The sequence below is a fragment of the Bradyrhizobium oropedii genome, assembly GCF_020889685.1.
Lineage (GTDB): Bacteria > Pseudomonadota > Alphaproteobacteria > Rhizobiales > Xanthobacteraceae > Bradyrhizobium > Bradyrhizobium oropedii.
Genome location: NZ_JACMYO010000234.1, coordinates 1 through 11,110 on the forward strand (window position 1 = coordinate 1; position 11,110 = coordinate 11,110).

The following is an 11,110-nucleotide window of genomic DNA, read 5'->3' on the forward strand; positions in this document are numbered from 1 at the left end:
CGCCAGCCAGGCGCAGCGCGCCGCCGAGGAGAAGCCGGCCGACATGGCTCGGACGCGCGCGACCAGCGGCGGCCTCGCGACCTTGGCGCAATCGTTCGACTTCGAGATCACCGAGCTCGGCGCCGTCGACCTTGAAGCCCTGCGCTCGCACATCAGCCGGGCCGATCTCGAGAAGGCTATCCGCGCCTATGTCCGCATCCACAAGGACACCGTGCCGCTGCGTGGCGTCCGCGTCTTCCCCACCACCAGCGCGCAGTTCCGCTGAGCGTCTCACGAGGATTCCACATGTCCGACACTTCAGATGAAGCCAGCTCCGCAGAGGTCGTTCAGCTTCCAGCTATCGCGTCACCTCGCTTTGTTGCCACGGCCGACGTATTCTCTGACCCATACGCCTTTGAGCACGCACAGCGCGTAGCCAAGGTGTTTGCGTCTTCGAACCTCGTGCCGCCCCACCTCAAGGGGCAGGTGGCCGATTGTCTCATCGCCTATCAGATCGCTCGCCGGCTCAACGAAGAGCCGTTGACGGTCTTCCAGAACATCTACGTCGTGAGCGGCCGGCCAGGCTGGAAGACCGAGTATGTGATCGCCCGAGCCAATCGCGCCGGTGTCTTCAAGGGACGCATCACATGGAAGACAGCTAACGACGATCCCAATGCCGGGCTTGCTGTGACCGCGATGGCGGTTCTCGCAGACAGCGGCGAGGCTATCGAGGCGACGTGCGACATGCGCATGGCACGTGCTGAGAACTGGATCAAGAACCCGAAATACACGTCGATGCCTGAGCACATGCTGCGCTGGCGATCGGCTGCCATGCTTATTCGTCTCTACGCACCGGAGGTCATGCTTGGCATGCCCATCGTCGAGGAGCTGGAGACCATGCCAGCACCACGCGACATCACGCCTGCCGGCGCGCGGTCACTCGCGGACAAGCTCGACATTCTAGCCTCGTCCGATGCGCCATCGATGGCTCCGAACGACACAGATCAACCCGATTCCACCGCGTCAGCAGAATCCGAAGCACATTCGGAATCCGCAGCACCTTCCCAAGCCGACGCGGGGAAGGCGGGGCCAGCGACATCCGAGCAACAGACTGGCTCGGGTCCTGACAGAGCTGGCCCCGCCACCAATTCAGCAGCTTCGACGCAGCCGACCGAAAGCCCTTCAGCGGGATCCGTTGCGTCAGGCCAGGCCGCCTCTAACCCCTCGAATCCTCCCAAAGGTGCGCAGGGGAAGGGGGCGGCCGATGGCCCGAAATCTGATGCCAGCAACATGACGGCACCGAAGAACGAGGCCGAATACATCCGCTATTCGGATGCGTGGCGTGAGGCTCTGACCGATGCCGACGAGGGCGAGGCCCGCTGGAAGCAGGAGAAGGATCTCCGCAACAAGGCGCATGTCGGCTCTGATGCCCGCGAGGCGCAGCAGGAAAAGCTGGCGAAGAAGTGCCGCGAGATCAGGGACGCAGACCGGTCATGAGTGCCGCCGAACAGGTGATGATCTCCAAATTGCGCGAGACTGTGGCGCTCGACCACGGCCGCGTCCGGCAGGTCTATGACGTGCAGAACTGCCCCGGCCTTGTCGTGGTCTGCGAACTCGCCGATGTCGGCGCCGATGGCGAGTTCGAGACCATCGAACAGCGCTACGAGATGCCCGCGATCGGCCGAGTGTTCTTCTCGCCAGGCGAGGCGTTGCTGGCCTGGGATTCGGCACAGACCGACCACGAGATCGCCGAAGCTCTCGGCGAGGCAATGCTGCGGTACCGGCACGGTCTGATGCGTCCGCTGTGGTCGGACCGGACGCCGGCACAGAAATCCATGTGGATCGCCGCGGCGCGGTCTTTCCGCAGCCTCCTGAACAGTCTCGGCTTCGACATTGTCGCGATGGAGCGCAAGGAATCATGACCAGCCAGGCCGAACGCATCCGCGAACAACACCGCGGCTGGCGCCGGGCAGAACCGGCGAGCGCCTCGCGCATCGCCGCGCTCAACACGTTCGGCCTCCGGTACGTCCAGGTCGACGACTTCAACGTGATCGTCGAAGGCGAATATCAGCTGAACCTCGCCATGAGCTTCTGGCGCGCGATCGACGGATCGGCGCAGGGTTATCTGGTCAGCACCCTGAACGACGAGATCAGGGGCATGCGCCCCGACGAGAAGCCTGCCGCGGGCAGGGACAGCAGCGCAGCCATCATCGGTGCAGCCGCACTGCCCGACGACAATCAGGCAACTGCGCTAGCCGAGTCCCGGCAGGCTGCCCCTTCATATGCTGCGCTGTTGGAGATGCCGCCATGGCCGTGACCACGGAAGAAGAGGCCAACGATAAAATCTGTCCGCACACCTTTCACATCGTTGAAATTCGTGGCGACGACGGAGTTGGTATCAGAGAGGGCGGTCCTTGGAGTTGTCGCGGATCTCGATGCATGGCTTGGCGTTGGCGCGATCCTAAACCGAAGCTGCGTGAGCCAAGGACATTCTGGCCAGATACCGAAGAGCCCAAGGAGCTGAGGAGCAAACGCGGTCCGGAGCGCGCGGCCGATGTTCCGGCGAATGCGGAATGGATTCCGATGGTCGGCGGCGAGAAAGATAATGATTGGGCCGGTGGCTTTTGGGAAGAGCCGCGCGACATCGCGGAGCAAGAGTTCACGAAGGCTTGCGCCGATCGGCGCGGCTTCTGCGGCCTTGTGCTTCCGCCGGGGCATGAGTCATGACCGACACCCGCCCGCGCACCTTCTGCTGGGTCTGGGGTCTCAACGGCCCGGCGCCGCAGGTTCTCTTTGACGATCCGCGCGTCGGCTGCGAAGGCCTGACGATCCTCGCCAGCACCAAGCTCGAGCCGACCGACACGCGATCGCTGACGCAGCTCGCGCGCGACTATCCAGCACCACAGGAGTCCATCTGATGCTTTTCCGGGTTTGGGATTGTGAGACCACCGGCATGCCGCCCGATGCCGCCTTGTGCGAGATCGGCTATTGCGACGTCCGCACCAATGCGGGCGAGTTGGTCAATATCGGCGAACCGACCGGAATGCTGGTCAATCCCAAGCGGCCGATGCCTCCGGAGGCCCGCGCTATCCACCACATCAGCGATGCCGATCTTGCCAATGCGCCGCCGATCGACAAGGGCCTGATTGCGCTCAACCATCCGTCGGTCGACGTCTTCGTCGCGCACAACGCGGGCTTCGAGCAGCAGTTCTTCACCGGAGCCGGTAAGCCGTGGATCTGCACCTTGAAGGTCGCGCGCCGGCTATGGCCCGAGTGCCCAAGCCACACCAACCAGTGTCTCCGCTATTTCCTCGGCATCGAGCTCGATGACGCTCTTGCGATGCCTCCGCACCGCGCGGCGCCGGACGCCTATGTCACGGCACACATCCTGGTCGAGGCCATCAAGGCCGGTGCGTCGCTTGCCGACATGATCGAATGGACGGCGGGGCCGTCGCTGCTACCGCGCGTGACCTTCGGCAAGCACAAGGGCTCAGCCTGGTCTGACCTCCCGGGCGATTATCTCAGCTGGATCGTCAACAAGTCCGAGATGGACGCCGACACCAAGTTCACCGCTCGTCATCATCTCGACGAGCGGAGGAAGGCGTACGCGCGGCCATGAAGCAGCCAGCATACAAGAGCGACCCCGCGAAAATACTCCGCATGGCGAACTGCGCTCATTGCGGTGGCGAGTTTCCGGTCGCGAAGAAGTTCCCGAACGCGCGGTTTTGCAGCCGGAAGTGCGGTCTAGCTGCAACCCTGCCACCGGATCACAACGCGCGGATTGCGCGTGAGTCTGCAGCCAAACGCGGCAACACCCAGCGCGGCAGGGGCGCCGGCAAGTCCTACAGAAAGCTGAACGGTCGGCACGAGCATCGGGTCGTAGCCGAGGAAAAGCTCGGTCGCCCGCTCTTGCCCGGCGAGATTGTCCATCATGCGGACGAGAACATCCGGAACAATGACCCGTCCAATCTTGACGTTCTCCCCAGCCAAGCTGAGCACGCGAGGCTCCACCTCAAGGGGAGGGCGCACTCGCCAGAGCACATTCGAAATGCCGTCGAGTCGCGTCGGCGCAATGCGCAGGCTCGCGGACAATGAAAATATTTGACCCCGAAATTCTCAAACACCACACCGCGATCTTGGGGAAAACTGGCGCTGGGAAAACCTCAACCAACAAGCTGTTGATCGAGCAGGTCGCGGCCGATGGTGCCCGTGTCTGCGTCCTCGATACCCTGAAATCCGACTGGTGGGGCATCACGTCCAGCGCCAGCGGCAAGAGCGCCGGCCTGCCGTTCCAGATTCTGGGAGGACCGCGCGGACACGTCCCTCTGCATTCGTCGGCCGGGAAGGTGATCGGCCAGCTCGTCGGTACCGGCAAGCTGCCCTTGTCGATCGTGGACATGGCCGACTTCGAGCCGGGCGGAATTCAGCGGTTCTTCGTCGACTTCGCCCAGGCTCTCTGGAAGAATGTCCGCGGCGTCGTCTACCTCGTGATCGAGGAGGCGCACGAGATCGCGCCGAAGGAGCGGGCTGGATTCGGCGCCGAGAACATGGCGATCCATTGGGCGAAGAAGCTCGCCACGGGCAGCCGGACCAAGGGCATCAAGCTGATCGTCGCGACGCAGCGTGTCCAGGCGCTGCACAATGCGGTGCTCGGCAGCTGCGAGACGCTGATCGCGCACCGGCTGACGATGGATGCCGATCAGGGTCCGGTGCTGAACTGGCTCAAGAATGCGGACAAAGCGAAGGCGGCCGAGGTCAGTCCGACGCTGGCATCGCTGCCGACCGGTACCGGCTGGATATGTTCCGGTGAGGCACAGATTTTCGAGCGCGTCGCGTTCCCGAAGTTCAAGACCTTCGACAATACGGCGACGCCGGACAGCGACGCCGCCGAGATCGACGTCAAGACGGCTCCGGTCGACGAGGTCGCGCTGCGCGCCCTGATCGGCGAGGAGGTCACGAAGGCGGAAGCCGATGATCCGAAGAAGCTGCGTGATCGCATTCACGCCTTGGAGCACGATAAGCGCCGGTTGGAGACCGAGCGCGATAGAGCGCAGTCGGCCAGGGCCGATACGGCTGATCTAAATGCGGTCGCCGTTGTCGCCGACCGGGACGGCTTCAATCGTGGCTTCAAGGCCGGTTTCGATGAGGCTCGGGCACAGGCCGGTCACCAGTTCGAGATCATGAAGAACAGCGTCGCGCATGCGATCAAGCACGATCTAACTTTTACTCTCGACCAGCAATACGCATCTGCCTCGCCAGCGGCCCCCAGCCCGCCGCGATCCATCCGGGCGCAGACCGAGCGCGCGCCTGCACCGTCCGCGCGCTCGACATCATCACCGGCGGCGAGCGGTGATGCATCCCTTACGAACCCGCAGCGAACGCTGTTGCGGGCGATGGCCTGGTGGCGCGCCATGGGCCAGTATAATGTCTCGCGCGCGCAGCTCGCCGTGGTCTGCAAATGGTCGCCAGCATCGAGCAACGTCCGCGATCGCTTGTCGGAGGTGTCTAAGCTCGGCCTGGTCGAATATCCCGACACCGGCATGGTGAGGTTGACTGATGCCGGCATCGCCGCGGCGCCGGCGCCCGACACCGCGCAGACTCTCGTCGATAGCATCCGGTCGATCTTGAGCAACCCGCAGCGCGTTCTCTTCGATCGGCTGCTCGATGCTCACAATCTCGACCAGACCCCGATCTCCCGTCCGGACCTCGCCGCGGCGTGCGGCTGGTCTCCGGACAGCTCGAACATCCGCGATCGGCTCTCGGAGCTGAGCCGGCTGGAGCTGGTCAGCTACCCGGGCAGTGGTGTGGTCGAGCTGCAATCATGGGTGACGGGATGACGAGCAAGTTCCAGCGGCCAGAACCGGCCGGCTACCATTGTCGCCACTATGACTATGTGCGGTCTGGTCCGATGCCAGAGGATTGCGGACCGAAGTGCGCCATCGGCATCGATCTGACAGCCCCTGGCGCCGCATCGCCCTGCATGCCGAAGAGCCCGCATCAGGTCGCCTGTGACAAGCGGGAAGAGCACACCGACGCAGAGCGTGAGACCTGGGAAAAGTGGCGCGACGAGCGCGCCGCCCGGATGCTGATCGTCCTCGCTGAAATTCCCGGCTCGTCTCGCGACAAGAAGAACCGGCCTGAATGGGGCAAGAGCGGAGAGTTTGATTGCCCGGCCTGCAAAGAGGGCAAGGTCCGCTGGGTGCGGGCGTCGGTGAATGGTCACGTCCGTGCGGCGTGCTCGACGCCGGATTGCTTCGGGGTGATGGAATGAGGAAGCGCCGGGTCATCACCGAGGAGGTTGCAAAGAAGATCGAGCAGCTCGTCGCGACGATGCAGAAGCCGACTTCCGGCAAGATCGCGCAGAAGCTCGGCCTGAAGGGCGGCACCGTCTATTGGTTCATGCTCTGCAACGGCATGGTCGACAAGAAACCGACCCAATATCGCATGAAGGCCTATCAGCGGAACGGCGTCACGATCAATCCGTACACGCCGGAACACGATGCTGTGCTCCTCGAAATGCGCGTCGCCGGCGCGAGCTATCCGGCGATTGCGAAGGCGCTGACCGACCGGTTCGGCATTCCCCGCAACGCCCATAGCGTCCACAACCGCGGCGTCATGTTGGCAGCGACCGAAGACGAGTGCGAGGCCGCATGAGCCGCCGAGAGCCCCGCGTCCTCGAAGAGGAAGAGGCCTATCTCGGCCCGGTCGCGGTCGCGCAGTTCATTGATAGTCACTGGATATCGGCGTGGCCGATGACGTGGACGGCGCGTGGCCTGGTCGGGATTCGGAACGGCTTCGGCCGCTGGACCGGCACGCAGCAGAAGCTCGTCTACGGCAATGGCATCACCGAGCTTCCGAACGGCGCCGCGCATTGGCCCGGCCGGCGGACGCAGCTTCCTGGAACTTGATTGAGACCACAGCACATTGAGGAGACCACCATGCAGATCATCGAAGCCAAGCTTTTCGACCTGAAGATCGACCCGGCCAACGTCCGCCATACCGATCTTGAACCTGACGAGAGCATTCTCGCCAGCATCCGGGCGAAAGGCGTCCTTCAGCCGCTCACCGTGCGCAAGAACGACAGCGGCGGCTTCTTCGTGACAGACGGCGGCAAAAGGCTGGCCGCGCTGCATATCCTTGCCCGCGATGGCGAGTTCGATAAGGCGACGCCGATCAAGTGCTCGCTTCGCGATGCTGACCGAGCTGCTGCGATCGACACCAGCTTGACGCTCAATTTCATCCGCGAGGACATGCATCCGGTCGACATTTACGAGGCATTCGCAGACCTGAAGGAATGCGGAAAGCAGACAGAGGATATTGCCAAGGAATACGGCCTGCCGATCCCGGAAGTCCGGCAGTATCTCGCGCTCGGCCAGCTCTCGCCGAAGGTCCGCGAGGCCTGGAAGGAAGGCGCGTTTTCCAGTCGCGGCGATTTCGATGATGACGAGCCGGAGGCGATCGCGCAGCTCTTCACGCTGGCGGGCGACCACGCCCAACAAGATGCGATGCTCGAGAAGCTGAAGAAGCAGAAGCGGCTGACGGTGAAGTGGCAGGTCCGTGACGCTATCGTGGGCAATTCGAACGAGGGCGGGCAGCTCGTCGCCTTTATCGGCGTGGACGCCTACAGGGCCGCCGGCGGCAACCTTCGCGAGGATCTCTTCGGCTCCGATCACGTGATCGAGGATCTGCCGATCGCTCGACGGTTGGCTGACGAGAAAATCAAGGCGGAATGCGAGCGCATGATCGGCCTTGGTTGGTCGTGGGCCGAGCCGCACTCGACGTTGCCGAAGGGATGCGAGCACAGCTGGCAGCGCGCCTATGAGTCTGTCGAGCAGTTCGCCAAGACGAAGCGAAAGGATTGGGGCCTCGCGCTATATGTCGGCAGGGATGGCGAGTTGGACGAATACATCCTGCAGAAGCCAGAGCAGAAGAAGGCGGCTGACAAGGCCGCCAAGACCAAGGCGGCAAAAAAGACCGCCGCCAATGGTGAGGCCGCAGCCGAAGACGCCGAGCCCAAGATTTCGCAGGCGCTCAATTACAAGCTCTCCGAGGTGCTGACCAAATCGGCCTCCCAGGCGATCATTCTCGAGCCCGAGCTGGCGTTCTGCATGGGACTGGCTGCACTGCTTTGCGACCAGGGAGCCGATTATAGCGACGTCAAGCTGCAGGTTCGCGGCTACGGCCATGTCGACGACGAAGAGAAGGAGTGGGAGTTCGATAAAGCGCTCGCTCACGCCCAGAAGCTGGCGCCGAAACAGCGCGCGACGATGTTCGCGATGTTCGTTGGGCGAGCATTCCAGTTCTGCCGCCATAATGGCGGTCCGATGGAGCCTGATCATGGCGATGCCCGCACGGTCTGCGAGGCGATCGATCCGAAGGCGATGAACAAAGCGCTGCGGGATAACTTCGACGCGGTCGACTACTTCAAGTCCGCGAGCGCGAAGATCGGCGGCGTTGCCTATGCAGAGATCCACGGATCGAAGACCTCGCCGCCGGCGCGCAAGTCTGAACTGGTGGAACAGGTTTCGATCGCCGCGCGGGAAACCGGCTGGCTTCCGCCCGAGCTGCGGACCAAGCATTACGACGGACCCGGCTCGAAGGGGTGGGGCGGGGCAAAGGTCCAGAAGCCGGCAGCGGCTGCGAAGCCCGCGAAGAAGGCGGCCAAGAAAGCCAAGCGCTGATGGCCCATCGCAAGGACGATTGGGAAAAGACCCGGTCGAACGGCGGCCGGCTGACCGAGGCAGAGATCGGTCAGCTGCGGGCTTCGTTCCGGGCTGGCGTCAGCGCCCGGGACGCTGCGCGGTCGCTCAAATGCTCCACGCGCACGGTCAATAAACACTTCGCCCGGTTCTCGGGCGATGGCCCTGGACGAGGCGTGACGGCTCCGCCCGCCGCGCCGCCGCCGTCTCCTCCAAAATCCCGCTTCTACAAGTCCACCTTCGAGCTGTGAAACCGGAGCACCTTGACATGCACGAAACCGCGACCATCGTCGAAATCCCGCCCGCGCCCTCCGATGTTGCTGACGGTTGGGAATGGGCCATCGTCGAAATCTTCGGCCATCGCCGCCATGTCGGCCGGTCTCGCGAGGAAGAGCGCTTCGGGGCGAAGATGCTTCGGATCGACGTACCGAAACTCGGACCCGGCAAGGACGACGTGACTTGGTCGACGCACTTCTACGGTGGCAGCTCGATCTTCTCCTACACGCTGACCGACGAGAAGACCGTCATGCGGCACGCCGAGCACGCTTATGTGCCGGCGATCCCCTTCCGTGACCACGGGCCGACCGAGGAAGACGAGCCGTTCGAGGAAGACGACGAAGATCGCGGCGAACTCGACGGCGACGAGGACAATTGAAGAAACCATCCACATATCCGCGCCAGGCCCGCGCCTTCATCTGTCAGAAGTGCGGTGCTGCGGTCTGGCGCCTCGATAGCGACAGGTTCGACGACAACATCTGCAGGAGCTGCTGGTACGGGCGCGCGAGGTCGGAGCGGTAGCATGCCGACCTGGCTCACCATCGCATTGCTGATCTCGACGTCGCTGCCGCTGTTCGCTGCCGGGCGCGTGATTTACCGGGTCGGCTATTGGGACGGGCACGAGAAAGGCCTCGAAGATGCCCATCGGCTCTATACCGGCATCCGGAAACCCGATGAAGCGCCTCGTCCGGCAATGAAGCTTCCGGCCGGAAGGCCCTGAACTCGAAGCACCTTTTGCGATGAACAAGAGCCAACCAGAGGCCGAGATCACCGACGACACGCCACTGCGCCTGGCGATCGCGGCCGAGCGCGCATTCCCCGGTGGCGGGATGACGGTCAGTGGATTGCGGCGAGAAGCCGACCGAGGGAGGCTTGAGATCTGGCGAATCGCCGGAAAGGATTACACGACGCTCCGGGCGATCGCCGAAATGAGGAACCTATGCCGCGTCCCCCCAAAGGCCCAAGGCTCAGTCTCTTTAAAGCCAAAGGCCGCACCCCCATGTGGAACATCCGCGACGGTCAGCGAACCGTCGGCACAGGATGCGTGCAGGGCGCGCGTGAAGAAGCTGAAAGAAAGCTTGCGGACTACATCCTCCAAAAGCTCGACCCCAAGGCCAGCCGCAGCGGCGGTGATCCCAATGCGATCAAAGTAGCCGACGCGCTCTCCGTCTATTCTGACGAAAAGATCATGCACAGCTCGCGACCCGATGCCGGGCTCGCGATGATCGGCAAGTTGAACGAGTTCTTCGGGAACGACACGGTCGGCCAGCTGAACGGTCAGCGTCAGCGGGAGTTCGCCCGACAGCGCGGTTCGCAGAGCGCCGCCCGGCGCGAGCTCGAGACACTGGCCGCGGCCATCAATTACCACATCAGGGACATGGTTGGCGGCGTGCAGATGCTGTTCCGGCCGGTGCTCCCGGATGCCGCGCCGGCGCGCGAGCGCTGGCTGACCCGCGACGAGGCGGCCCGGTTGATCTGGGCAGCCTGGCGCAAGCGCTGCGATCACGATGGCGACGAGAAGGGGCGCCTGACCTCCCGCCATATCGCCCGGTTCATCCTGGTCGCACTCTATACCGGCACCCGGGCAGGGGCAGTCTGCGGCGCCGCGTTGATCCCGACGATCGGCCGCGGCTACGTCAACCTCGATAACGGCGAGTTCCGGCGCCTGGCCTATGGCAAGAAGCAATCAAACAAGCGCCAACCGACGGTTGACCTGCCGCCGCGGCTTCTCGCCCATATGCGACGCTGGCACCGGCTCGGCATCTCCACCAAGGCTGTGATCGAGGTGCACGGCAAGCCGGTCCAGCGGGTCAGCAACGGCTGGGACGGCGTCGTCGAGAAGGCCGGGCTGGCGACCGAGATCAAGGAACTGAAGGTAGTTCCCCATACTCTGCGGCACACCTCGATCTCGTGGTACCTGCGGTCCGGTGTGCCTATAGATAAAGTGTCGGACTACTGCGGCGTATCGATCCAGATCATCAAGAAGGTCTACGGGCACCACATCCCGGGCGGTTTCGACGGCGTCGTTGAGCGGTCCCGCCATCTCGGCCGGAGCGCAACAGATACGCAACAGAAACAGCCGAACCGGACGTGAACAAACGGGGTTAGACGTTGCCAAAAACCCTGCAATTTCAATGCAGGGTCCGGTTCGGGTA

Annotated in this window: 18 protein-coding genes; 17 read left to right on the forward strand and 1 reads right to left on the reverse strand. The window is 63.5% G+C overall.

Annotated elements, in window-relative coordinates:
• The 7 genes from H8A95_RS37960 to H8A95_RS37990 all read left to right on the forward strand — a co-directional run.
• Nucleotides 1–265, forward strand: a 265-nt coding sequence (locus tag H8A95_RS37960) for a hypothetical protein (protein ID WP_420839519.1), incomplete at its 5' end; no start/stop codon positions are given.
• 20 nt (nt 266–285) lie between these two features.
• Nucleotides 286–1,476 (forward strand): recombinase family protein, encoded by a 1,191-nt coding sequence (locus H8A95_RS37965; RefSeq protein ID WP_229187721.1) that lies wholly within the window; start codon nt 286–288, stop codon nt 1,474–1,476.
• Complete coding sequence (locus H8A95_RS37970; RefSeq protein WP_229187722.1) at nt 1,473–1,901, forward strand: hypothetical protein; 429 nt, start codon at nt 1,473–1,475, stop codon at nt 1,899–1,901. The genes H8A95_RS37965 and H8A95_RS37970 overlap by 4 nt, the downstream gene beginning before the upstream one ends.
• Nucleotides 1,898–2,296: a hypothetical protein gene (locus H8A95_RS37975; protein ID WP_229187723.1), complete on the forward strand. Its 399-nt coding sequence runs from the start codon at nt 1,898–1,900 to the stop codon at nt 2,294–2,296. The genes H8A95_RS37970 and H8A95_RS37975 overlap by 4 nt, the downstream gene beginning before the upstream one ends.
• Nucleotides 2,287–2,706 (forward strand): hypothetical protein, encoded by a 420-nt coding sequence (locus tag H8A95_RS37980; RefSeq protein ID WP_229187724.1) that lies wholly within the window; start codon nt 2,287–2,289, stop codon nt 2,704–2,706. The genes H8A95_RS37975 and H8A95_RS37980 overlap by 10 nt, the downstream gene beginning before the upstream one ends.
• The gene (locus H8A95_RS37985; protein ID WP_229187725.1) at nt 2,703–2,897 is read left to right on the forward strand and encodes a hypothetical protein; all 195 of its coding nucleotides are present in this window, start codon (nt 2,703–2,705) and stop codon (nt 2,895–2,897) included. The genes H8A95_RS37980 and H8A95_RS37985 overlap by 4 nt, the downstream gene beginning before the upstream one ends.
• A complete protein-coding gene (locus H8A95_RS37990; RefSeq protein WP_229187726.1) occupies nt 2,897–3,598 on the forward strand; it encodes an exonuclease domain-containing protein in 702 nt (233 codons plus the stop codon). The genes H8A95_RS37985 and H8A95_RS37990 overlap by 1 nt, the downstream gene beginning before the upstream one ends.
• A gap of 125 nt (nt 3,599–3,723) precedes the next feature.
• On the opposite strand, the gene H8A95_RS37995 is transcribed toward H8A95_RS37990, so the two are convergent.
• Complete coding sequence (locus tag H8A95_RS37995) at nt 3,724–3,978, reverse strand: hypothetical protein (protein WP_229187737.1); 255 nt, start codon at nt 3,976–3,978, stop codon at nt 3,724–3,726.
• Here H8A95_RS37995 and H8A95_RS38000 point away from each other — a divergent pair.
• The 10 genes from H8A95_RS38000 (at nt 3,889) to H8A95_RS38045 (ending at nt 11,049) form a co-directional block, all read left to right on the forward strand.
• A complete protein-coding gene (locus H8A95_RS38000) occupies nt 3,889–4,074 on the forward strand; it encodes an HNH endonuclease (RefSeq protein ID WP_229187736.1) in 186 nt (61 codons plus the stop codon). The genes H8A95_RS37995 and H8A95_RS38000 overlap by 90 nt on opposite strands.
• Entirely contained in the window at nt 4,071–5,816 is a 1,746-nt protein-coding gene (locus H8A95_RS38005) for a helicase HerA domain-containing protein (protein ID WP_229187727.1), read from the forward strand. The genes H8A95_RS38000 and H8A95_RS38005 overlap by 4 nt, the downstream gene beginning before the upstream one ends.
• Entirely contained in the window at nt 5,801–6,250 is a 450-nt protein-coding gene (locus H8A95_RS38010) for a hypothetical protein (protein WP_229187728.1), read from the forward strand. The genes H8A95_RS38005 and H8A95_RS38010 overlap by 16 nt, the downstream gene beginning before the upstream one ends.
• On the forward strand, nt 6,247–6,633 hold the full coding sequence (locus H8A95_RS38015; RefSeq protein WP_229187729.1) for a hypothetical protein: 387 nt from the start codon (nt 6,247–6,249) through the stop codon (nt 6,631–6,633). The genes H8A95_RS38010 and H8A95_RS38015 overlap by 4 nt, the downstream gene beginning before the upstream one ends.
• Nucleotides 6,630–6,887 carry a hypothetical protein gene (locus H8A95_RS38020; protein WP_229187730.1) on the forward strand — a complete coding sequence of 86 codons (258 nt, stop codon included), beginning with the start codon at nt 6,630–6,632 and terminating at the stop codon, nt 6,885–6,887. The genes H8A95_RS38015 and H8A95_RS38020 overlap by 4 nt, the downstream gene beginning before the upstream one ends.
• A 30-nt stretch (nt 6,888–6,917) precedes the next feature.
• The gene (locus H8A95_RS38025; protein WP_229187731.1) at nt 6,918–8,660 is read left to right on the forward strand and encodes a ParB/RepB/Spo0J family partition protein; all 1,743 of its coding nucleotides are present in this window, start codon (nt 6,918–6,920) and stop codon (nt 8,658–8,660) included.
• Nucleotides 8,660–8,929, forward strand: a complete 270-nt coding sequence (locus tag H8A95_RS38030; RefSeq protein WP_229187732.1) for a hypothetical protein — start codon at nt 8,660–8,662, stop codon at nt 8,927–8,929. The genes H8A95_RS38025 and H8A95_RS38030 overlap by 1 nt, the downstream gene beginning before the upstream one ends.
• Before the next feature lie 17 nt (nt 8,930–8,946).
• Entirely contained in the window at nt 8,947–9,333 is a 387-nt protein-coding gene (locus H8A95_RS38035) for a hypothetical protein (RefSeq protein WP_229187733.1), read from the forward strand.
• A 144-nt stretch (nt 9,334–9,477) separates the two neighbouring features.
• Nucleotides 9,478–9,675, forward strand: coding sequence for a hypothetical protein (locus H8A95_RS38040; RefSeq protein WP_229187734.1), 198 nt, complete (start codon nt 9,478–9,480; stop codon nt 9,673–9,675).
• Between the two features lie 279 nt (nt 9,676–9,954).
• Nucleotides 9,955–11,049 (forward strand): tyrosine-type recombinase/integrase, encoded by a 1,095-nt coding sequence (locus tag H8A95_RS38045; RefSeq protein WP_229187735.1) that lies wholly within the window; start codon nt 9,955–9,957, stop codon nt 11,047–11,049.
• Nucleotides 11,050–11,110: the final 61 nt, after the last annotated feature.

Excerpts from the sequence above, each read along its gene's own strand:
- H8A95_RS37965 (WP_229187721.1), top strand. The coding sequence starts at position 286 with ATGTCCGACACTTCAGATGAAGCCAGCTCCGCAGAGGTCGTTCAGCTT.
- H8A95_RS37970 (WP_229187722.1), top strand. The coding sequence starts at position 1,473 with ATGAGTGCCGCCGAACAGGTGATGATCTCCAAATTGCGCGAGACTGTG.
- H8A95_RS37975 (WP_229187723.1), top strand. The coding sequence starts at position 1,898 with ATGACCAGCCAGGCCGAACGCATCCGCGAACAACACCGCGGCTGGCGC.
- H8A95_RS37980 (WP_229187724.1), top strand. The coding sequence starts at position 2,287 with ATGGCCGTGACCACGGAAGAAGAGGCCAACGATAAAATCTGTCCGCAC.
- H8A95_RS37985 (WP_229187725.1), top strand. The coding sequence starts at position 2,703 with ATGACCGACACCCGCCCGCGCACCTTCTGCTGGGTCTGGGGTCTCAAC.
- H8A95_RS37990 (WP_229187726.1), top strand. The coding sequence starts at position 2,897 with ATGCTTTTCCGGGTTTGGGATTGTGAGACCACCGGCATGCCGCCCGAT.
- H8A95_RS38005 (WP_229187727.1), top strand. The coding sequence starts at position 4,071 with ATGAAAATATTTGACCCCGAAATTCTCAAACACCACACCGCGATCTTG.
- H8A95_RS38010 (WP_229187728.1), top strand. The coding sequence starts at position 5,801 with ATGGGTGACGGGATGACGAGCAAGTTCCAGCGGCCAGAACCGGCCGGC.
- H8A95_RS38015 (WP_229187729.1), top strand. The coding sequence starts at position 6,247 with ATGAGGAAGCGCCGGGTCATCACCGAGGAGGTTGCAAAGAAGATCGAG.
- H8A95_RS38020 (WP_229187730.1), top strand. The coding sequence starts at position 6,630 with ATGAGCCGCCGAGAGCCCCGCGTCCTCGAAGAGGAAGAGGCCTATCTC.
- H8A95_RS38025 (WP_229187731.1), top strand. The coding sequence starts at position 6,918 with ATGCAGATCATCGAAGCCAAGCTTTTCGACCTGAAGATCGACCCGGCC.
- H8A95_RS38030 (WP_229187732.1), top strand. The coding sequence starts at position 8,660 with ATGGCCCATCGCAAGGACGATTGGGAAAAGACCCGGTCGAACGGCGGC.
- H8A95_RS38035 (WP_229187733.1), top strand. The coding sequence starts at position 8,947 with ATGCACGAAACCGCGACCATCGTCGAAATCCCGCCCGCGCCCTCCGAT.
- H8A95_RS38040 (WP_229187734.1), top strand. The coding sequence starts at position 9,478 with ATGCCGACCTGGCTCACCATCGCATTGCTGATCTCGACGTCGCTGCCG.
- H8A95_RS38045 (WP_229187735.1), top strand. The coding sequence starts at position 9,955 with ATGTGGAACATCCGCGACGGTCAGCGAACCGTCGGCACAGGATGCGTG.